General features: G+C 70.8%; 18 protein-coding genes. 8 read left to right on the top strand and 10 right to left on the bottom strand.

What is annotated here, in order from left to right; translation table 11 throughout:
• Positions 1-6 precede the first annotated feature (6 nt).
• The 6 genes from BG452_RS00500 to BG452_RS00480 all read right to left on the bottom strand — a co-directional run bounded on the left by BG452_RS00500 (position 7) and on the right by BG452_RS00480 (position 5,818).
• On the bottom strand, positions 7-450 hold the full coding sequence (locus BG452_RS00500) for a DUF6238 family protein (protein ID WP_188302078.1): 444 nt from the start codon (positions 448-450) through the stop codon (positions 7-9).
• Between the two features lie 14 nt (positions 451-464).
• Positions 465-1,919, bottom strand: coding sequence for an SCO6880 family protein (locus BG452_RS45145; protein WP_223241580.1), 1,455 nt, complete (start codon positions 1,917-1,919; stop codon positions 465-467).
• 70 nt (positions 1,920-1,989) lie between these two features.
• On the bottom strand, positions 1,990-3,378 hold the full coding sequence (locus BG452_RS45140; protein WP_223241550.1) for a conjugal transfer protein TrbL family protein: 1,389 nt from the start codon (positions 3,376-3,378) through the stop codon (positions 1,990-1,992).
• Positions 3,379-3,530: 152 nt separating this feature from the next.
• The gene (locus BG452_RS00490; protein ID WP_188302077.1) at positions 3,531-4,232 is read right to left on the bottom strand and encodes a hypothetical protein; all 702 of its coding nucleotides are present in this window, start codon (positions 4,230-4,232) and stop codon (positions 3,531-3,533) included.
• On the bottom strand, positions 4,232-4,552 hold the full coding sequence (locus tag BG452_RS00485; RefSeq protein WP_188302076.1) for a DUF6112 family protein: 321 nt from the start codon (positions 4,550-4,552) through the stop codon (positions 4,232-4,234). The genes BG452_RS00490 and BG452_RS00485 overlap by 1 nt, the downstream gene beginning before the upstream one ends.
• A 99-nt stretch (positions 4,553-4,651) precedes the next feature.
• Positions 4,652-5,818, bottom strand: coding sequence for a C40 family peptidase (locus BG452_RS00480; protein ID WP_188302075.1), 1,167 nt, complete (start codon positions 5,816-5,818; stop codon positions 4,652-4,654).
• Between the two features lie 714 nt (positions 5,819-6,532).
• On the opposite strand from BG452_RS00480, the gene BG452_RS00475 reads away from it, so the two are divergent.
• The 7 genes from BG452_RS00475 to BG452_RS00445 all read left to right on the top strand — a co-directional run bounded on the left by BG452_RS00475 (position 6,533) and on the right by BG452_RS00445 (position 13,534).
• Positions 6,533-7,306, top strand: coding sequence for a DNA-methyltransferase (locus BG452_RS00475; RefSeq protein ID WP_188302074.1), 774 nt, complete (start codon positions 6,533-6,535; stop codon positions 7,304-7,306).
• A gap of 276 nt (positions 7,307-7,582) precedes the next feature.
• A complete protein-coding gene (locus BG452_RS00470; protein WP_188302073.1) occupies positions 7,583-8,473 on the top strand; it encodes a hypothetical protein in 891 nt (296 codons plus the stop codon).
• Between the two features lie 69 nt (positions 8,474-8,542).
• Positions 8,543-9,445 (top strand): DUF317 domain-containing protein, encoded by a 903-nt coding sequence (locus BG452_RS00465; RefSeq protein WP_188302072.1) that lies wholly within the window; start codon positions 8,543-8,545, stop codon positions 9,443-9,445.
• Between the two features lie 168 nt (positions 9,446-9,613).
• The gene (locus BG452_RS00460) at positions 9,614-9,946 is read left to right on the top strand and encodes a hypothetical protein (RefSeq protein ID WP_188302071.1); all 333 of its coding nucleotides are present in this window, start codon (positions 9,614-9,616) and stop codon (positions 9,944-9,946) included.
• A gap of 115 nt (positions 9,947-10,061) precedes the next feature.
• A complete protein-coding gene (locus BG452_RS00455; protein ID WP_188302070.1) occupies positions 10,062-10,940 on the top strand; it encodes a DUF317 domain-containing protein in 879 nt (292 codons plus the stop codon).
• Between the two features lie 121 nt (positions 10,941-11,061).
• Positions 11,062-12,507, top strand: coding sequence for a DUF317 domain-containing protein (locus tag BG452_RS47535; RefSeq protein WP_188302069.1), 1,446 nt, complete (start codon positions 11,062-11,064; stop codon positions 12,505-12,507).
• Positions 12,508-12,721: 214 nt separating this feature from the next.
• Entirely contained in the window at positions 12,722-13,534 is an 813-nt protein-coding gene (locus BG452_RS00445) for a hypothetical protein (protein WP_188302068.1), read from the top strand.
• Between the two features lie 405 nt (positions 13,535-13,939).
• Here the strand turns inward: BG452_RS00445 and BG452_RS00440 are convergent, their stop codons facing one another.
• Complete coding sequence (locus BG452_RS00440; protein WP_188302067.1) at positions 13,940-14,863, bottom strand: DUF5655 domain-containing protein; 924 nt, start codon at positions 14,861-14,863, stop codon at positions 13,940-13,942.
• A gap of 1,074 nt (positions 14,864-15,937) precedes the next feature.
• Here BG452_RS00440 and BG452_RS00435 point away from each other — a divergent pair.
• Positions 15,938-17,005 carry a hypothetical protein gene (locus BG452_RS00435; RefSeq protein WP_188302066.1) on the top strand — a complete coding sequence of 356 codons (1,068 nt, stop codon included), beginning with the start codon at positions 15,938-15,940 and terminating at the stop codon, positions 17,003-17,005.
• A 118-nt stretch (positions 17,006-17,123) separates the two neighbouring features.
• Here BG452_RS00435 and xerC read toward each other — a convergent pair whose 3' ends face one another.
• The 3 genes from xerC to BG452_RS00420 all read right to left on the bottom strand — a co-directional run bounded on the left by xerC (position 17,124) and on the right by BG452_RS00420 (position 20,591).
• On the bottom strand, positions 17,124-18,239 hold the full coding sequence (gene xerC, locus BG452_RS00430) for a tyrosine recombinase XerC (RefSeq protein ID WP_188302065.1): 1,116 nt from the start codon (positions 18,237-18,239) through the stop codon (positions 17,124-17,126).
• A 604-nt stretch (positions 18,240-18,843) separates the two neighbouring features.
• Positions 18,844-19,665: an ABC transporter permease subunit gene (locus tag BG452_RS00425; protein ID WP_188302064.1), complete on the bottom strand. Its 822-nt coding sequence runs from the start codon at positions 19,663-19,665 to the stop codon at positions 18,844-18,846.
• The gene (locus BG452_RS00420) at positions 19,662-20,591 is read right to left on the bottom strand and encodes an ABC transporter ATP-binding protein (protein WP_188302063.1); all 930 of its coding nucleotides are present in this window, start codon (positions 20,589-20,591) and stop codon (positions 19,662-19,664) included. Before BG452_RS00420 ends, BG452_RS00425 begins: the two co-directional genes overlap by 4 nt.
• Positions 20,592-20,741 lie beyond the last annotated feature (150 nt).

The raw sequence follows: 20,741 nt of genomic DNA, 5'->3' as shown, positions 1-20,741 counted from the left end.
TCCTGATCAGATACGGGAGGAGGCGGTGGGGGTGCCACGCAGCTCGGAGGGGGTGGCGATGCGGCGCACGCGCCCGGCGGTGGAGGTGTGACGCTGGCAGATCGCCATGTCCGGTGCCCCTTCCGGCAGCCGAAGCGCGCACGCCTCGCGGGTGGGCCGGCGTCCGTCGGCGCGCGGGGCGCGGTGGTAGGCACCGTGGAGTGCTTCGCAGGTCTGCCAGACGCGGACGCGAGCGGCGTGGAGATGGTCGGCCTCGGCCGGGGCACTGGGCCGGGTGGTGCTGGTGTGCGTGTCGAGCAGCGCGAACAGCGCGACGCAGTGGGCGTGCAGGGCGTCCAACTCGGCGCGGGAGACGGGCTCCTGCTCCGGCAGGGCGGTGTGGTGGTGGACGTCGATGCCGGCGGTGGCGAACCGCAGCAGGCGGTGCTCACCGGTGGGCGGGTGGTGCACGGCGGGGCCTCCCGTCAGGTGCGCGCGAGCGGCAGAGCGGCCTGGGTGAAACCCTCGGCCTGCTGCCAGCGCAGGAGCCGCGGGTCCAGGCCGGTGCCGGCGGCGGCGGTCTCGATCGAGGCGCAGGCCCGGCGCAGCTCGTCGGGGGTGTCGGCGGACACGACCACCAGACCGGTCAGGTCGACATCGGCGTGGCCGGCGATCAGCTCGCGTTCGTGCTGCTTGGCGTCCGCGTACTCCATCGAGTCGGCCTCGGAGTCGACCTGGCCCTTGCGCACGCGCTCGGCGGCGTCCGCGATGATGCTGGCCTTCGTGCGCTGTACCGCCTTGAGCGCGGCCTCCAGGGCCTGGGGGCCGTAGGTCAGGGAGAGCGTGCGGCGCGCGCCACCTGCGAAAATGAGCGGGTGGAGGAAGCCGTGGGCGACCTCGGAGCGGGGCCACTGCTCGATCCAGTAGACCGCGTGGCAGGCCGTGTCGGTGCTCAGCCGAGCGGGTTCCTCGACGACCACGACCGGGCCGGCGGCGGCCGGGTCGGCGGTGGGCTGGCCGGTCTCGGACCACTGCTCGAGGTGGGCGAGAGCCTTCGGGTCGTACGCGCTGCGGATCACGGCGGCGAACTCCCCGGTGGTCAGCCAGCCGCCGGGGTTCAGACCGGCGTTGCGCAGCGACTGCTCGAAGCCGGGGACCAGCTGGGCGAGCACAGCGAAGGCGCCGACCAGGCCGCCGCCGGCCTCCCCGATCAGGCGGCGGGCCGCCTTGAGGTCCAGGCTCACCGCGATGTAGCACTCGTGAGGCGCTGCGGTCGGGCCGGAGGCGGCGAGCAGTTCCTCGTAGACGGGGCCGGCGACCTTCGCGTCGGGCCGGCCGTGTTCGGCCCAGTAGCGCTGCAGGGCATCACCGCTGTCGGGGACGGTGCGCTCGATGACCTGCACGGTGGTGATGTAGCCGGTGCGAGCGAGCGAGGCCAGGCACCGGCCCCACGCGGAGACGTTGGCCGCCTGGGTCGGAGGGTCGAGCAGAGCAAACGCCCGGCTGGAGACGCGGATGGCGGCGGTGAGGGTGTTCTTCTGCGGGTCGTGGACCGCGCCGAGCGTGCCGCCCGGGGCGGTGACGGCGCGCAGGCTCGCCGCGGTGCCGGGCAGGTGGAGGAGGCCGTCGCGGCGGGGCCGGGTGGCGGGACGGGCGAGCCAGACGAGCTGGCCCTTGGCGCGACGCAGGTAGTAGCGGATGACGATAGGTGACCAATCGGCGATGGAGCGGCTGTGGACGCGGACGATGACCAGGGCGGCGGCCAGAGCCCAGAGGGGGGTGGCCAGGGCGGCGCCGGCCAGTCCGGTGGCGACCATCGTCGCCAGGAGCAGGGCGCCGGCCGTGCCGACGACGGTGAGCTGGGCGACACTGAGCCCGAGCAGCACGCCGCGGCGGGACCGGCTTGGGAACCGGACGGTCGGGAGTTCGGAGGCCGACAGGGGCGACTCTTTCGGTGAGGGCGGGAGGCCGGCCGGGGCTCGGGCGAGCGGTGGCCCCGGCCGGCGGCGGTCAGGAGGTGGGCGGGGCGGAGGAGCCGACGGCGGCGCCCGGCGCGGAGGCAGGCCCTGCTGCGGCAGAGGGAAACGTTTCTGCTGCCCCGCCTGAGGAGGGAGAGCCGGTGGAACGGCCGGCGCCCATGATGACCTGCGGCGCACCGGACCCGCCCGCGGCGGTGGCGGCGGTAACTGCACTGCTCGCCTTCGTGGTTGATCCCTCGCCGGGTGCTCCGGGCTGCTGGCCGGAGGTCGGGGCCCGGGAGATCAGGGGCTGTCCCTGGTCGCCGCCGTTGCTGCTGCGGCTGCCGCGCCGAGTGATCAGGGCCTGGTCGATCGCGTCGTCGCCGCCGCCTCCGGAGGAGGTGCCGGGGAACCGGAACGTGCTCGGCGTCGACGGGGCCGAGCCGGAGCCGGAGCCGGAGCCGGAGCTGGAGTCGGAGGTATTGCCGCCGACCGGGCTGTCCTGGCCGGGAACCTGGGCCGGGCCCTGCGGGGCGCCTCCGCCCATCGCGGCGCCTCCGCCCATCGCCGCGCCTCCGCCCATCGCCGCGCCACCTGCGCCGCCAGTTGCTGCGGTGGCGGCCATCCGGCCGCCCTTCTTCGCGGCGGCAGCGCCAGCCTGAAGGCCGGCTGCGGTCGAGCGGTGCAGGTCATGGCCCTGTCCGCCGTCACCGGCCCAGTGCACGAACTTGTAGATCGCCATGGGCGACAGCAGTACCAGCATCATGACGACGAGGCCGGCGATGATGTCCGACAGCGCCTGCACGCCGTCCTTGGTGTTGCTCTCGCCAAGGGCGGAGACACCGACCAGCATGATCACCGTCATGATCATCTTGCTGAAGACCACCGTCGCGGTGGCCTCGATCCACTTGCGCCGCCAGTCGCGCGTCGGTTCCCAGGAGCCGCCGGCCGCCGCGAACGGCGCGAGCACGACGAGCACGAGAATGGTCACCTTGCGCAGGACCATCGCGCCCCAGTAGAGGATCGCTCCGGCAGCGCAGCCGAGTGCGACCAGCGCGGGAATCGCCCAGCCGAGCGGTGACGTGATGCTGATCATCGACACCCGGACGATCCGCCTGACGGCGTCGTCCATGTTCGTGTTGGCGATCTGGAACAGCCCGCGGGAGAGAGCGTCCACGATGGCAACGGCGACGCCGGTGAAGGTGATCGCGGTCATCGCGAACAGCGTCGCTGAGACGGTGCCGGTGACGGCCTGGCCGAGCGCCTGGCCGTCGCGGCGCCAGGCCGCCCTGATCAGCTGGAAGATGAAGGTCATCACCAGCATGGTCAAAGCAATCGGCAAGATCGTGGCGTAGTTGGTGCGGAACCACTCGGCCGACAGGTCGATGCTGGTGGTCTTGTCGACGGCGCGCGAGGCGAGGTCGACGGCGCTCTTGGCCAAGTCGCCGCAGGACTTAGCGATCCACTTGCCGATGGAGTCGGTGACCGAGTCGCTGACGCCGCCGACGATGACGTCGCAGAGCAGGCCGGAGCCGGGGAGATCACAAAAGCCGATGGGCGATCAGCTCCTCTGGTTGGGACCGATGGGTGAGGTCAGGGATAGACGGTGGGGGCGATGGAAGCCAGCGCGCAGTCGTGGCTCGGCCGGCACTGCACGGCCAGGGTGAGGGAGCGGTCCTCGGCGCCGGCGCCGCCGTCGCGCCAGCTGACGGTCTGCTTGCCGGTGACGGTGACCGCGTAGATGTAGGCGATGGTCAGCTGCGTCGGGTCCTGGCCGATGGCCTGCTGCCACGCGGCGGGAAGGTGCGCCTCGGCCGCCTCGCCGACGGCGAACTGGCCGTTGTCGCGCATCCGGTCCCAGAGGGTCGGGTCCGGGACCTGAGCGGCGAGAGCGTCCGGGTCGGCGTACTGGCTCTCACTGGTCAGCCACCCGCGCAGGCCGGCGAGCTGCTGGGGCTGCGTGGCGGTGCGGGTGTCGTAGCTCCACAGGGCCGCGGCGAACGCCTTCGCGAACGCGATCGGGTCGCTGGTGTGCGGCGGTGCGGCGACGACGGGGGCCGTGCCGATCGTCGGCCCGGTCGACGGCTTGGTGCTGGTGCGCGGCGACGGCGGAGAAGGCGGTGCCGAAACAGCTGGAGCAGAAGGGGACTTGGCGGCGCTCGGGGTGCGGTGGCCGCCGCCCGCGAGCCGGGCGATGAGCCCGACCAGCAGAGCGACGACCACGAGCACGCCCAGGCCGATCAGCAGCCGGCGCAGCAGCGCGGACTGCCCGGTGAACGGCGAGGACTTGAGCATCAGTGGACGTTCGTCCCGACTGCGCTGAAGAAGCTGACGATGCCGTTGGCGGCGCCCAGCAGGAGGGCGCAGCCGGCCGCCACGAGCGCGCCCTGCTTGCCCTTCTGCTCGCTGCCGTGCGAACCCGTGTGGTGGCCCCAGGCCCACACGATGCCGGACACGCAAAGCGCGCCGACCACCGCGATGATCGCGAAGAGGTTGATCGAGCCGACCGTGGACTTGAGGACGTCCAGGCCGGGAAGGCCGCCCTGGCTGGGAGTGATGCCGGGGTCAAAGGCCAGCTGGACCTTGGTGGCGGAATCGGCGAGGTAGGTGAGCAAACACACTCCACGGCTAGAGGGGTGAGGGAGGGGCGCGGCACAGCCGCGCGAGGGAGGGGTAGAATGCGCGAAGTGCGCTGAGATCGAAGGAAGTTGCCGTCAGGTGGCGACGCGGCGGGCGGCGACGATGCCCGCTTTCCAGGAGTCGAGCGTGGAGATCTTGACCACGTCGCCCGTCTTCGGCGCGTGCACCACGAGGCCCTGGCCGATGAACATGCCCACGTGTTCAGGGCCTTGCGGCCCGGGCTCGATGAACAGCAGGTCGCCGGGGCGCAAGGCGTCCACCGACACGGCGGTGCCCTCGCTGACCTGGGTGTAGGTCGTGCGCGTCAGCGTCACGCCGCCGGCCTTGTAAGACTGCTGCATCAGCGAGCTGCAGTCGCACCTGGCCATGGGGTCGGGGCCGTGCGCCGCCGTGCAACTGCCGCCCCACTGGTACGGAGTCCCCAGCTGGCCGAGCGCGAACTTGATCGCGTTCTGCACTGCGGGCGGGGCGTCGGTGGGGATCTGGTAGCCGGCGGGCAGGACGCCGGGCGGGATCGTCCCCCAGTCCGTCCCCGTACCCGCACCCGTTCCGCACCCGCCCGAAGTGGGCGACGGTGCGGGGGTCGCGGTCGGAGACGGGGAGCCGCCTGGACTCGAACCCCCTGGCAGGGCCTGGGAGATGGCCTGCTGAAGAGCGGTCGCCAAGTTCTCCCATTTCGCGTACGCGTCCGGATAGCCAGACTTCTGGACCGCCTGCGCGGCCATGGTCAGCGGCAGCTGCTGCCAGCCGGCCACGCCCAGAAGGGCCTTGTAGAAGCTGGTGGAGGCGTACACGGGGTCCTGGATCTGCGCGGGCGTGCCCCAGCCCTGCGACGGGCGCTGCTGGAAGAGGCCGAGCGAATCGCGGTCCCCGGAACTCAGGTTGCTGAGTCCGGACTCCTGCAGCGCAGTTGCCAGCGCGATGGTCTGGCCGCGAGCGGGGACCTGCATGGCGATGCCGGTGGCCACGATCGTCCTGGCGTTGGGGATCTGGACACTCGGGGAGTCCAGGCCGCTAACCGAAGCGAGCGGTCCTGCAAGCCCGTTCAGAATTTGCTTGACCTGAGCAGCCACGGCGGCCGTGTCCACAGGCTGTGGACCGGGCCCGGACGTGCACGTGCTGTTGCTGTTGGCCTTGGTGGCTTCGTCGTTGGCCGCCACGGCTAGCGCGGGGAACGCCACGGCGAACGGCGTGAGCAGGAGGCCGGCCGCGCCGAGGCCGACCACCTTCTTCAGGCTCATCGCGTCTCCAGGGCGCCACCTCCCGCCGGAGCGGCGGTGGAGGCGTCCGGAGGCCGGGAGCTGGGAATCGGCGTCCGTGCGGTGAGGGAGCGGATGATGAGGTCTCCTGTCGGGTCATGCGACCGAGCGCGGGGTGAGGGGCCCGCCCTTTCGGCGGAGGGGCGGGCCGGCGAGAGCGGCAGCAAGCCGCGCTCGTAATCTCGAAAAGGGCATGGCTGTCCCCTGGAACGGATAGATGGAATTCGCTTGAGATCGTCGAAGCTACCGAATCGAAGGCTCGCGACCTAAAAAGCGGCGAACGCTCGGCACGGGGATATCCCGGCGACCGACCCGCAGGACGTTAGCCCCTCTTCGGCTCGCGACCTAAAAAGGACGATGGACGCTGGGTCGAACGAGGGAAGCGTCCCGATCGAGTGCCCCACGGTAGGCGAGGTTCGGCTCGTAACCTAAAACGAAGATCAGCGGGCCGGCGGGCTTTCTCCGGGGCACAGGAGACGATAGGCAAGGTGCGGCTCGCAACCTAAAACGATCTTCACCGGCGGCCGGATCGGGCCTTTTTAGGTCGCGAGCCGCACGTGAGCTAGGTTCCTCCTCGCAGCCGGAGCCCACGGTCCAAGCGTCGGCTTCACCCGCCCGACTGCGGCCGAAAAGCCCAGGTCGGATGCCATGCTCTGGCTGCCTTCCCCTTCCCCGACCAGGAGGACAGCCCGCCCCTTGCCCTACGAAATCCACCGGGGCGACGCCCTCACCCGGCTCGCCGCGATCCCCTCGAACTCCGTCGACTGCGTCATCACCGACCCGCCTTACAATTCGGGCGGGCGTACCACGCAGGAAAGGACCGGGCGGACGGCCCGCGCGAAGTACACCTCCGCTGAAGCCGCCCACACCCTCGCCGATTTCCCCGGCGAGAACAAGGACCAGAGGAGTTACACGTACTGGCTGAGCCAGCTCCTCGCCGAGTCCTATCGGGCCACCAAGAACGGTGGCGTCGCGCTCGTTTTCACGGATTGGCGCCAACTGGCTGCCACTAGCGACGCCCTGCAGGCCGGCGGCTGGATCTGGCGCGGCGCGCTCGCCTGGTACAAGCCCGCCGCGCGACCGCAAAAGGGTAGGTTCACGCAGAATTGTGAATTCGTCCTGTGGGGCAGCAAGGGCCCGATCGACGGCGACGCCCACCCCGTCTACCTGCCCGGCCTGTACACCGCCTCGCAGCCCCGCGCCGGCCGCGTCCACATCACCCAGAAGCCGGTCTCGGTGATGCGGGAGCTCGTCAAGATCTGCCGCCCGGACGGCACCGTCCTGGACTTCTGCGCGGGCTCCGGCTCGACGGGCGTCGCGGCCCTGCTGGAGGGCCGCAACTTCATTGGCGTAGAGGTGACTTCGCACTACGCCGAGATCGCCGAGCGCCGCCTCGCCGAAGCCGAGCAGCAGTTCATCTCGGGCGCGCTCGACCCCGAGGCAGCGGACTCGGATCCGGACGAAGCCTGACGGCCCGGGCCGGACCGCCGCCCCGCGGCCGGTCCGGCCCACGCGCAGGAGGAGCAGCCCTGAGTACCCCTTCTGCCGAGACCGAACCCGAAGGCCGCACTGCAAGTCAGAACCGCCGAGGCTCCGGGAGAGGCTGCCGTGCGGCCCCCGGAGCAGGCGCCCGGCCGCTCGCGGCGGCACAACAGCTTGCCGCCAAGGCCGCCTTCGCCAGCCCACTGCCCCGGACGGCCGCACTGAGTCGTCCCCCGAAGCGAGAACGCCATCGACACCTACCCCTTGGACGACCTCGACCCGTTCGCCCTGGACGGCCTCGACCCGGCTACTCCGGAGGCGGCACACGCCGTCTACATGCTCGACTTCCTGCTCGACACTCCGGCCCTGCGGCTGCAGCACACCCCGGCGAGCGGCTCCCCGAGGCACAGCTACTACCTGTTCCAGGACGAGGTCTGCATCGGCCCCGACCTGCCCGCCCCGCAGTTCGTCGCCGCCCACGTCCAGCGCGACCCGACCACCGCCACCTACACCACCGACTACGAGAGCCTGCCGATGATCGCGCTCGCGGAACGCTGGCTCATCGAACGCGGCGCAGACCCGGACGCCGTCACCTACACCGGGGGCCTGTACGCCCGCTCCGCCAGCCCGGCCACCCGACAGGTCGAGGAACGACTGCGTACACCAGGACGGTACGAGGTCCTCGCCCACTTCACCTACGGCTGGGAACCCTCTCCCTCATGGGTGCTCGCACTGGACCAGCACGCCCCCGATCCGGACCTGCCTTACCGCGTCTTCCACCAGCACGTCGATGAGGCCATCACCCTCGACATCGAATCGTTCTGGTCTCGCGGCTTCGACGCCACGGACATCGCGCCGGTCCCCGGCTGGTACTCGCTGACCGAGCATGCCTTCGCCACCCTGCAGGACGTCCAGGAATGGACCCGCACCATCGACGCAGCCTGGGTCGGCAATGATCCCGGCTGCGGCTACGACGAATCGTTCACCTTCCGCCCCATCCCCACCCACGCCACCTTTGTGCCCAGCGCCGGATCGCGCGCGCAGGCGGCAGCCACCCGTACACGAGCGGGCACCACCGCGGACCGCGCCGCCCCCGAGCAGACGTCAGCACCGGCACCGCCAGGGCCTCACCGGGACACCGCTCCCCGACGCTGAACCAGACCCCGCGGACTACCGGGCCACTGCACTCGGCTCCCACCCCGCCCTACCCACTGCACGAGGCCCATGCGCGACGACACCCAGATCGACGTTGCCCCCCGCTACCTGGCCGGCGCCGGAGGCGAGCCCGGCGATGCCCTCAACCTGCTCATCAAGAAGCGGAACTGGCCTCACCACACCGACCCCGAGAACGCCAGCCTGTTCATCTCCAGCCCCTGCCACCGCCTGCGCGTCGCCTTCATCGGCGACTACCTGGACCCGTGGCAACTCGTCGCCAGCAGCAAACCGATGGGCGCCCCCGACTGGATGGCGCGGTTCGACGGCCGTACCCCGGTCGAGATCGTCGGCGCCTTCTTGGAAACCATCGCCGGAGACCTTGAGGAATACCCGGAGCAGGTGTTCAACCGCCGCAGCTACCTCGTCAAGGACGCCACACGGCTGGTCGAACAGGCTGGATGGAAACGCGAGTTCACGGCCAACGTGATCCCTCTCACTGCTCCGGACGGCCTCGCCGGACTCGAGGTCCAGCGCGTACCGACGGGCCTGGCCAAGGACTTCGACCCCTATGACGAGACCGTCATGCTCTGGGCCGGTCCGAAGGGCACCCCCGCGTACTGGGAAGCCCACTTCACCAACGGCACCCCGCTCCACGTGATCGCCGCGGCAACTCGGCCCATGATCACACCCGCGCCGGTCCAGCGGCACCACAAGGACCTCGCACCGGAAGTCCTGCGCCACCTCACCGGTGCCCGAGACGAGCACCGGGCCAGTTCGCGCGCCCAAGCTGCGCGGCCGGCGCCGGCGCCGGCGCCGGCGGCGTCGCACCGGCCGCGGCGGCGACCCACGAGCCAGCCGTCTCCCGGCCCGTCCGGTGACCCGCTCCGAACCCGCGAGCCGTACGAGCCTCCCCGCACGACGGCCGGATGGACGACAACCGCTCGGCCAGACCCAACGCCGCAGCGCCACTAAGGAGACGACATCGTCGATCACGCCGCCATACTGACGACCCTGGCGCCCCTGCCGGACGGCATCACCACCGGCCGTCAACAGCTCGCGCCCCGCGCGGACGTCCTCATCACCGCTGCGCTGGAGCCAGGCGGCATCCGTAGCGACACCTACCGCGGCATTCGCGTCCAGGTGGTGCTGCGCAGCAGCGGGGCGCAACTGGGCTCCAACCTCTTCGACTTCGACGAGCACGCGACAGTGCCCCGGCCGGGATTCGTTCACACCGTGCACGCTCTGGCCGACATCGACCACGACGGCGAGCTGAACCCCGAACCGCTCAGGCACGCCGTCGCCCGGTACATCGACGTGTTCACCGAATCCCCACCGACACCAGCCCCCGCCGAGAGCCGAACGGAATCGCGTGTACGCGGTGTTCAGCGCGGCGCTGCCCAGCCTCCGGCGGTGCTCACTGGCCCGTCGACCACCCCCGCCGACCTGCGGGCAGCCGCAGCGCGCGGCCGGTAGAGGCTGCCGACGGCCGCAGAAAGCACCCCGTCACGTACCTACCTGGAGCACCGATCACCACCAACACGGAACCACCCGAGGGCGCGCTGTCCTGGCCGACGGATCGGAGCCGCCGTTGACCACCAACCCCTACTGGGTCAAGAAGGCCAACGACCAGCCGCGGTTGCAGCTGAGCATCACCCCGGCGCTGTACGCCGGCCCCGTCCTGGACAGCGAGCGGGCGATCCGCCCGCTCGTCGACGCCGGCGCCGCACGCCTCGACGACGGCCGCGGCAACCAGTTCATCGTTTCCCACGACGGTCGGATCCGGCTCGGCTTCGAGCCCCAGAACGGGACCGAAGCGATGTGGAAGATCGCCGTGCACGACACTCCGTTCGAGCCGCCCCAGTGGACCGTATGCCTCACCGACCACACGCCCATCGAGATCGTCGAGGCCATCACCACCGACCTCGCCTCCAAGCTGCGCTCCGGCGCCCGGTTGCACGGGTCGGCCGCCGACAGCGAGTGGCGCAGCCTCTTCCAGCCCCCGGAGTGGATCACCACCTGGGACGCCCGGGCTCAGCAGGAGACGGTGGTCTCGGTGCACGCTCCGCAGGACCGGATCGTCGTCGACCCCGGCGGCGGGGCGGGCGACTGGGAGGAAGCCGGCCAGGACGGGTTCTGGACCGTCACCATCGGCGACGAGCACGAGGGCTGGTGCGCGGCAGCCAGTACCTCCACCCCGGACCGGATCCTGCACGCCATCGCCGGTGCGATGCTCGGTCCAGCCACCCGTGACGTCGGTGAACTGAGCGACCTGACGATCGGTGCCGCAGTCATCGGTGCCGCCCAGCTGACCGAACTTCCCACCAGCCCCACCCCGTTGGACGTCCGCCGGGGTCGGGCAGCCCGCACCCGCAGCCCGCAGCCCATCTCACCCGGCGGTGGGAGCGCACCACCGGCTGCTCCACGGGCAACACCACCTACCCCGAACCGCGACGGTCACCGCCGCTGACAGCCTGAGGAGCACCATCGACCCCGACAACACGACTGTCCGAGTCCTTCCCCGACGTCTTGCAGGCCCTGGCGCGTCGAAGATCGTCTGGACGAACCTGACCAAGCGGGGCTGGCGCCCGGTGGACTGGCACCCGTCCGGCGCCGGCCTGGCCAGCCCGTCGTACGACATCCTCCTGGTCGCGGCCGAGCACGAGGGCGACACCGCTTGGCAGATCAGCCATCATCCGCTCGTGACCGCACCGCCAACGTGGACGGCCACGTTCACCAGCGGCACACCGGCAGAAATCGTCACGGACACCCTCGTCCACCTCACCACCCGGCTCCAGCGCGACCGGCTCGCCGCCGTCGCCGGCCCCACCGACCTGCGCAGCATTTTCGACGCGGTCGAACGCGCCGGATGGGACACCGTCCTCCTCGGCGACCAGGTCCACGCCGAGAGCCCCGAGCCGGCCGTCGAGAGCATCGAGCTGTGGCACCGCGTCGACGGCTCCTGGTACTCCGCCCCGGACACCGAGCCCGGCGCGACGACCATTGTCGCCGGCCGGGCAGCCGGCCCGCTGGAGGCCCGCGGTTGGCAGGCGGACTTCTCCCGGCACACCCCCGCACACCTGATCACCGCAACACTCATGGCCGCCACCGCGCCGAAGCCGGCAACGCGGAGGGCCCACCAAATCCCGCGGCCGTACCGCGACGTCGTGTTCACCGTCCCCTCCGCCGGGGACGACAAGAGCACCCCGGCGCACGCCGACATCGACACCGAGGACCCCACCATCGCCGTCGAGCCGCTGCGGGACTGGCGCCACACCGAGGACGAACTCGGCAACATGACCCTGCACAGCCCCTGCGGCCGTGTCAGCGTCGCCCACACACCCGAGCACCGACCCGACCAGCGCTGGACCAGCCCCTGGACCATCACCGCGACCGGCGACGGCTCCCCATGGAGCAGCAGTAAAGAGGACTGCATCTCCTGGACCGCCCGTTTCACCACCCACACCCCGACGCCGGTCGTCGCCGCCGTCACCGTCGCGCTCGCCGAGGCCCTCCGGCGGCTCGACGTCGAAGAAGTCTGGGACGACTTCGAATCCTCGCCCGAGCCGAGCTTCACCCCGCACCGCCGCTACCGGCCCGATCCGGTCCCCGGAAGCCGAGACCCCGCCCTCGCCCACGCCCAACTTCGCCTGTCGGGCTGGCACAAGAGCGACCTCCCCCACCGGGACCGGTCGAGCACCAGCCCCGTCGGCGTGAAGCTGTGGTCGGTCCTGCGGGGCGAGCCCAGCTCCCTGGACATCGTGCCGCTGGCTGAAGCCTGGACGCTCGACGGAGGCGACCCGCCCGCCCTGTGGAGCGCGACCTTCAGCCCCGACACCCCGACCTTCCTGATCACCGCAGCAGCCCGGGAAGCCGACCGTCTTGCCCAGTCGACACGGACCGGCACCGCACCCCAGCACCACCTGGCCGCCCGCCGCGCAGCCGCCCGATCCGCGCCGGCCACCCCGCTGCCCGCCGCGCAGCCAGCCACCGCACCAGCGGCACCGCCCCCAGCCGGACCACGGCGGACCCGCTGACCAGCTGGGTCACCAGATCCACCGCTTCCCGGAGCCGACCATCCCCAGCACCAACAGCCACCATCGCACCCGGAACCAGCCCGCACCGGCCGACACGAAGCCGGCGAACGGAACCCCCCGTCCAAACGGAGCCGACCTGCACGACACCAGCGCCGACCTGCACACCATCGAGCGGATCGCCCGGGCCGCCGCCTACCCGCAGACCCAACAGATCATGATCCGCGGCCTCCTCGACCGCCCCAGCGGGTACAGCGCCCTCAGCATCGCCGTCGCCCGAGACGACCTCCGCGAAGCCGCCCTCGCCGCCGTCCGCACGCTCGTCGAGCGCGAGATCGACGCCGGCCGACCCTGGACCGGCGAAGCAGCCCGCTGGCTCAGCCGCGCCCACGCCGACTGGCCAACCAGCGCCACCCTGGCCAACCACCTCGCCTGGTACGCCCGCAGCCGGCGCAACAGCGCGCTGCTCCACATCACCGGCACCGACCACCTGACCCAGCCCGGCACCGACCGCATCCACACCCAGGCCCTCCGCCACCTCCATCTCGTCGCGCTGCGCTACGACTTCCGATGCCGCACCATCACCCGGCTCCTCGACCAGGCCCCCGACCACGAGCGCGTCCGCTGGGATCCGTACACCCGCGCCCTCGGCGCCTTCGCGCTGCTCGGCCGCGCCGCGCGCGGTGCTCTTGACGCCATGGACCGCAGCCTCGCCGAAGCCGACGACAACCCCCAGGTCTGCCACGCCCTGCTCCACGGCCTCTGGCTCGGTGACGGGCTACCCGACCAGGCCGAGCGGATCCTGGAGATGGCCGCGTGGCCCACCTTCGACGACGGCGACCCGATCATGCTCTTCCGTACCGCCACTGCCTGGCGGATGCTCGGGCGCCGAGCCGAAGCTCTCACGGCGATCGACAGCGCCCTCGAAGCCCTCGGCCCGAACCAGCCCGAGGTGCACGCCGACTTCGTCCGTGAACGCGCCCTGATCACCGCGCTGGCCCGAAAGTCGCAGCACGACCAAGAACACTGACCCCGCTCGACTCGGGCCTGCGCCCGGAGTCCCTACCTCTTGATGCGGAGGACCACCATAGAACAGCCGAACCCCCAGGACCGCCAGCCCACCGCACCGGACCCGCGCGTTGCCGGAGGTGAGGAAGTCCGGACCTACCAACGCGACCTGAGTCGCTGGGCTGCCCGCCGGGCCCACATCCAGCAGGCCCTCAATCCGCCCCCCGCCGGGCAGGCGAGCGAGCCGCTCGTCACCGCACCACCCTCATCATCCCGCCCGCGCCGGCGCTGACCGCCGCCCTGGTACGCCCGGCACACCACTGAACACCAGGGCCAGCCCCGCGGACCCAGCCCTCCGGGGAGCGGGCCGAACAATGGCGATGGGCCGTACCCCGCAAAGGGGGTACGGCCCATCGCCATTGACGGACTACGCCGCAGCGGCGTAGCTCGTCCGAAGCAGTGCCATTGACCGGTCGAGATCCTCCATCGAGCCGATCCGGACCTCCAGTTCGCCCGTGCCGAGGTGCCCGATTCTCCGGACGTCCCTGGTCCAGCCCGGGACCAGCTGGACCGTCGTCGGGTCGACGCGCAGGAAGATGACCAGAGCCTGGGCCTGCGCCAGCACCCGGACGCAGGCGAAGTTCCGCCGGCGGCGGTAGGCGACGTAGTGCTGCAGCTCCACCGAGTGCCCCTCGCCCAGGTCGAGCAGACGGGCGTCCAACTCGTCGTACAGCTCCCGTACCTCACCGCCCACCTGCGACAGCACGTCGCTGACCGTCCGGCGCACGGGCGAAGCCAGCCGTGTCCGCTCCGACCGGCCAACCGCCAGGGAGCCGCAGCCGCCGGCGATCGACACCGCCAGCTCCAGCGTCACCAGGTCGTCCCCGTAGCGCCGGTAGACCATCATATCGATCCGATGGTGGGACATGCCCGCAGCCACCAGGTCGTAGCGGGTGTACTCCGCCGCGATGCAGACCACCCGCGGGCGGCTCCAGTCCACCCGCTCGGCGGCTTCCGCTCCCAGCCGCCGCTCGACGAGCGCCTCAAACTCTGACCGGTTCTCCACCAGCCACGAGAGGTAGAACAGTCCCTGGGCGAGGACCGACTCACTGCTCGTGCGCTTGTACTCGATCAGGACTGGGCTTCCGTCTTCGTCCAGACCGAGGCTGTCGATCCGGCCCCGGTGCACGGGACCGGTGGAGTACTCGGCCGCCAGGAAACGGACACCACCCAGCATCTCCTCCATGTTCGCCTCCACGAGCCGCTGGAGATCACGCTCGAACTCCACGGCCGCGCCCTCGACACGTCGAACATCCCCGCCAGCGACTCGAAACACCTGCAGCCCCGCCACGAACCCCCCAGCACACCACCCGCCGGCCCGCCCGGCGATGGACGGGACACCATACATGGCAGAAGTCGGGCAATCTAGACATCATTGCGTTTGTCACATTTTGCCCAGGCGGGAATAGACTGGATCTGACGTTTCGGCCAGTGGTGCGATCTGATGGGCCCCCGGATATCGTCACGCTGTGTCACTGGTGCCTTGTGGGGGGATGGTCTTTCCGCAAGGAGGTGCTTCCCGCTGGGGAGATTGAAGCAGGGCCTCGAAGGGCTGGTTGCTGCGTGTGACCAGAGCTCTGGGACCACTTTGGGACCACATGCCTTGAGCGCTAGTGGGCGGCGGTGTTCGGATTTGGACATTCCTGCACATAGTAACCATTGAGCCACTGTCAGCTGGTCCACTCGTGCATGGAGGCGGGTGCGGTGCAATTCGGCGAGTGGTAAGCTGATTTGAGAGCTTGAAGCTGGCGCGCTGGCTTCGCTCGAAGCAGGCAGAGGAACGGCCCACTTGACTGGGGGTCAAGGGGTCGCAGGTTCAAATCCTGTCGTCCCGACCGCGAGTTTTCGCAGGTCGGAGGGCGCTTCCATCGGAATGATGGGAGCGCCTTTTTGTGCGTGTCGCGGGGTGGTGGTCGCATGGTGGTCGCGCCCTGACCGGCCTGGGGACGCCGCCTGATGGCGGGCGGTGCTGGACAACTCGCCGCAGTCAGGCTGGAGTTGAGGCCGGATGGTCAAGCGTGGTGCCTCGTGGTCGGAGGAGCTCAGCTCTCCTGAATGGGTGACCTGTCGCCGTCGAGTTGACGGGCACCATGCGTGATCTTCCCCGTCGGCGACTGATCCGTGCAGATTTGTCCGGATTTCTGGGCCTGAATCCTCGCTCGCAGTCCGGTCGAGTGATCGTTCTGATGCGACCACCACGCGATCACCAGGGGCTGGGCGTGCTCGCTGAGCTGCTGCCACCCCTTGAAAGTGCGACAAAGGAATCTCTTCGTCCGTCCGTGCTCCGAGAGGCGTTGCTAAGCGTTCGGGTCGCGTTGGCTGAGCAACTCGCTCTTCGTCTTTGTGTTGTTGGGTTGAGGCCGCGATGCTGAGCCCGGAAATGCGTCGGCTTCGGTTGGGTCAGATCTTCGCGGCCGATGTTCCGCTGGGGTTGTTCCAGGATCTGCCGCTGTCGTGTTTCCGGCCGTTGCCCGGTCTGGGAAGGCTTCATGGTGGAGCGGATTGCGGGCAACTGCGATCCGCGCCGGCGGTTCACCGTCTGGAAGTGCCGCTGCTGCTCGCGGTCGGGGAGTTGTGCACGCATTGCGTGTGGCCGGTTCCGGGTGGACATCCGCTCGTCGCCTTCGCTGAAGCGGTGTCATCTCTGACGCCGTTGAGGGCGTGGGCGGAGTTCCAGGCGGGCCTGGTCACGGAGGGGTCGGGACGGGCGGATTCGCGTGCTGCGTGTGAGGGACAGCGCCGAAGGTGGCGGCGCCTGCAGGCGCAGTTGCTGGAGAGCCACGGGGTCGCGGCGGCGTACCCGTGGCTTGCGTCGTGGGTCGAGCCGATGCAGGCCCCTCTCGCCGAGGCCGTCGACCACGCACGTCGGAACATGGCCTCGCTGCTGAACGAGGCTGTTCTGCTCGATGCGGCCTGCGCCGCGGCCCTGCCGGCTCCAGCGCTCGGCGAGGGCGGGTCGGCTCTGGTCGGTCCGGGCCCCAGTGGTTCGTGGCTGGTGCAGGAGGCGTGGGCCTGCTGGCAGCAGGAGTGCGCTACAGGCTGGGACGGGCTGGAGGCGGGCAGGAGCGCGGCGATGGCGGTGGTCTATGAGGCGTTCGGGTCCCGCTGGCGAGGTCGCGCGGAGGCTCTCGACGCGCTGGATCGCCTTGTCGACGACTGGGACGCCCGGGCGCGCGCCTTGGCCGGCCAGCACGCGGTGGCTCCCCGCCGCTCGCTCACGGTTGAGTTCCCCTCGCTCGTCCGCACCCACGGCCAAGAGGGGGAGGACCGGCTCACCAGATGGGAGGCCGGTGTCCTCGCCGTGTATCAGGTGGCCGTGCACTGGTCGGCCGGGAGTATCGACCTGCTGGTGCCCGGGCCCGTCGCCGATCAACTCCTTCGCAGCAGTTCGCTTGCCGCGGTGGCGGAGGGCCGTGACCATCCGGGCTCGTGATCACCGGTTCGCGAATCCGCGAGCGGTACATGCCCGGGCTTGGAGCCGGCCGTGTCCGGTCCGGCTCCAAGCCCAGTACGAGTAGACCGATGGCGCCCGGAAGCCGGGATCTCCGTTGCTAGGCGGCGCGTCCGAAGCGGTCGGGGCGGCCCGATTCGAGGTCGGCCTCGGCGTGCGCGAGGGCGTCGGCCAGGGCGTGGACCGCTTCGTCCGCGGCGTACTTGAGCAGGTGCCCGTAGATGTTGATGGTCGTGGCCAGGGTGGAGTGCCGCAAGGTCTTGGAAACCACCGCCATGGGCACACCGGAGGTGATCATGATGGTGGCCGCAGTGTGCCGCAGGTCGTGCACCCCGATCCGCGGCAGCCCGATCTCGGCCGAGCGCCGGCGAAGCTCCTTCAGGACGTGCTGGGGCCGCAACGGCGCGCCGTCCACCCCGGCGAAGACCAGTCCCTCCAGGGGTGCGCCCGGCGGGAGCAGCGACTGCTGGTGGTCGGCCTGCCTGCGCAGGGCGTCCATGGCCCGGGCGTTGAGGCTGACCCAGTTCAGGCTTGCCTTGGTCTTCGGCGGCCCCAGGTGCAGCTCGTTGTTGTTGACCGCGGTCAGGGTCCAGCGGACGTACACCTTGCGCTCCATGAAGTGCACCTCCGTCCAGTGCAGGCCGAGTGCCTCACCGCGCCGCAGACCGGTTCCCAGGATCACCTCGAACAGGTCCCCCAGCTGGTCCGCGTAAGTCCGGGCATTGTGGCGAAGGAACGCGGCGGCCTGCAGCGGGGTCCAGCACAGGCGCTCGGGGGCAGCCGGCCGTGCCACGATTGCGCGCCGGGCCGGGTTGTAGGTGAGGCGCTTGCCGCGCACGGCCTGGCCGAGCGCGCTGCGCAGGATGGCGCCGGCCCGGTAGACGGCGACGGGCCCGCGCCCGGCGGCGAGCTGGTCGGTGCTCCACTTCTCGATGTGCCGGGCTTTCAGGTCGACCAGCCGGATCCGCCCGAAGGCGGGCAGCAGGTCTTTGTGGACGTACGCGTGGTAGTTCGCGTAGGTGGAGGCTTTGAGGGTCTTCTCCTTCAACGCGAGCCACTCGAGCAGATAGCCGCCTACGGTGATCTTCGGGTCCTCGAACACCCCGATACGCTCTGCGGCCAGCACGAGCTCCAGCGCGTGCCGCGCGTCCTGTTCCGAGCGGTAGCCGCTGCGGCGGCGGGTCTTGCGTCCCTCCTCCGAAGACGGCAGGTCCACCGCGCACGCCCAACTCCCGTGTGCTGCTTCGGTTCGCAGCGCCGGACATGCGGCTCCCAACTGCCGTCGGCTCTCGTCGCGGCAGCCACAGCGGCGGTAGACACGGCCACGGGTGGGACATGTGCTCATCGAGTTCTCCCCGCGTCAGGTGATCCTGGTGAGACAAGTGCCCACCATCCACCGGCTCATGAGCAGAAGGGGACCGGCGCGCGAAGCACGGAGCGGCCTCCAGCGCGTCAATGGCGATCGTGCTGGGGGAGCGACATCGCTGTCTGCTTCAGAGCGCCGGTTTGATCCGCCGAGACGTCTGATTCCGCCCCGCCGAGCTGACACGATCGGGTCTACGTCGGAGAGCCGGCATCGCGATTGGTGGCCGACCGGACGGCGTCCCCTGCCCCGGTCGGATCGCCCTTCCCGTGCCCGGATGGGCGGCCGTCTCGGCCTTGGACAGGTTCCACGTCCGGGTGATCGGCTGCGACCACCATGCAATCACCAAGGTGGAACTGGGGTCTGACCTGCGGCCCGCGGTGGGAGCTCGCACCTGGGTCACGCCCCACTCGCGTACCGGCGCCGGGTGCAGTGGCGTTGCCCGGGACCTCTCGGGTCAGGGCGCCAGGTCCCGGCGGAGCAGCAGCGGGACCGCTGCGCCGAGACCGGCGGCTCCGACGGTCAGCAGGACGGCGAACGACCCCCAGGTGAGGGTGCCGTGGGCGAGCGCGTCGCCGGGTGTGTAGTAGTGGAACGGGCTCAGGTACCTCAGTGGTGCGGCCGGGTGCCAGGCCATGGCGATGAAGTTGACGGCGAAGCCCACCGCGCCGACGGCGATGGTCGCGCCGATCACCTGAGCCTTGCGCCGTCCGGCGGCCGACACGGCCAGAGCCGGACCGGTCAGGCAGGCCGTGAACGCGAAGCCCATCAGTCCGGCGGCAAACACGCCGCGCAGCGCGACGGCGTGGTGGAGGTCGGGCGAGAGCGCGACGCCGCCCGCGACGGTCAGGACGGCGGCGGTGTTGAGGGCCAGGGATGCGACGAACACGGCCGCGGCCCGTTCGCCCAGCAGCCGAAGCCGGGACACCGGGCGGACCATCAGGAGTTCGACGGTGCCCGACTCGACATCGGCCGCGACGGCGGCGGCCGTGAGCGATCCGATGGCCGTCAGCTGCATCGCGATCCAGAACGGGTGCACCAGGCCCGCGCCGAGAAGACCGGCGTAGCTCGCGATGGACACATCGCCCGTCGAACCGGAGAACGCCTGCAATGCCTCCGGTGCGGCATGCCCACCGCCGGCGAACATCTGGACGGGCGGCACCGCCCGGATGACCAGCACCATCAAGGCCTCGAACACCACCATGCCCGTAGCGAGCATGGCCAGCATCCGCCGGCGCCGGTGCAGGGCCAGCCAGAACAGGGGGAACCGGCCTCTCATGACCGCGCCTCCACTTCGCCGACCGGCCGGCGGTACAGGTCGAGGAACGCCTCATCCAGCCCGGCCTCCTCCACCGAGAGATCCACCACCGGCAGCTGCGCCAGGAGTCGGCGCAGCTCCGCCACCAACTCCTCGGGCGGTATGAGCAGCTGGACCTCAGCGCCGTGCCAGCGCGGCGACCACCGCTTGGCGCGCCCCAGGGCACGGGCGCCGTGCCCGTCCGCGAACACCAGCCGCACCCGCCGGGCCCGCTCCTCCCGCAGGGCCGACACCCCCTGGACGGCCACCAGCTTCCCCGCCCGCACGATCGCCACCCGGCCGCAGGACCGCTGGACCTCCGGCAGGACATGGCTGGACAGCAGCACGGTGCGCCCGGCCGCAGCGGCCTCGCCCAGCAAGGCGAAGAACTCCTCCTGCACCAGCGGGTCCAGACCCTCGGTGGGCTCGTCCAGCACCACCAGCTCCGGATCGTGCTGGAGCGCCTGCACCAGCCCCAGCTTCTGCTTCATACCGCGCGAGTACTCCCGTACCGGGCGGGCCAGATCGGTGGGCGTCAGCGCGAGCCGCTCGCACAGCTGCGCGCGGCGCGCGGTCGCAGCGCCCTGAAGGTCTCCGAGCAGTCGCAGCGTCTGCGCGCCGGTCAGCTCCAGGTACAGCCGCAACTCGCCCGGCAGGTAGCCCAGGCGCGGGGCGAGTCGGCGGTGATCGGCCACCGGGTCGAGCCCCAGCGCCCTGACCCTGCCGCCGCTGGGCCGTAGCAGCCCCACCAGGCAGCGGATGGTGGTGGTCTTCCCGGCGCCGTTGGGGCCGAGGAAGCCGAACACCTCGCCCCGCCGGACGGTCAGGTCCAGTCGGTCGACGCCGACCTTGTGCCCGTAGTTCTTGGTCAGTGCGGCCAGCTCGATCGCCGGCCCGTCGTGGTCCATCCGCTACCTCCCACGTCATGCGCGAACACCGCGCCCGCCGCACGGTCGTTCTGGACTGGTGCAGCCGTACGCGATGACGGTGACCTACTCGCACGGGTCGGCGGCAGGGCCTGTTGGTCCCGGTTATGAGGCGATCGGTCCCCTCGTGTC

Origin of the sequence: Streptomyces sp. CBMA123, from assembly GCF_014596465.1 — a bacterium.
GTDB lineage: Bacteria > Actinomycetota > Actinomycetes > Streptomycetales > Streptomycetaceae > Kitasatospora.
The sequence above is the reverse complement of the archived record's forward strand: the minus strand, read 5'-3'. Positions and strand labels throughout refer to the sequence as shown.

What these genes read in the sequence shown, in the direction of transcription:
- BG452_RS00490 (WP_188302077.1), bottom strand. Translation starts at nt 4,232, where the DNA reads ATGCTCAAGTCCTCGCCGTTCACCGGGCAGTCCGCGCTGCTGCGCCGG.
- BG452_RS00480 (WP_188302075.1), bottom strand. Translation starts at nt 5,818, where the DNA reads ATGAGCCTGAAGAAGGTGGTCGGCCTCGGCGCGGCCGGCCTCCTGCTC.
- BG452_RS00465 (WP_188302072.1), top strand. Translation starts at nt 8,543, where the DNA reads ATGCGCGACGACACCCAGATCGACGTTGCCCCCCGCTACCTGGCCGGC.
- BG452_RS00445 (WP_188302068.1), top strand. Translation starts at nt 12,722, where the DNA reads ATGATCCGCGGCCTCCTCGACCGCCCCAGCGGGTACAGCGCCCTCAGC.
- BG452_RS00435 (WP_188302066.1), top strand. Translation starts at nt 15,938, where the DNA reads ATGCTGAGCCCGGAAATGCGTCGGCTTCGGTTGGGTCAGATCTTCGCG.
- BG452_RS00425 (WP_188302064.1), bottom strand. Translation starts at nt 19,665, where the DNA reads ATGAGAGGCCGGTTCCCCCTGTTCTGGCTGGCCCTGCACCGGCGCCGG.
- BG452_RS00420 (WP_188302063.1), bottom strand. Translation starts at nt 20,591, where the DNA reads ATGGACCACGACGGGCCGGCGATCGAGCTGGCCGCACTGACCAAGAAC.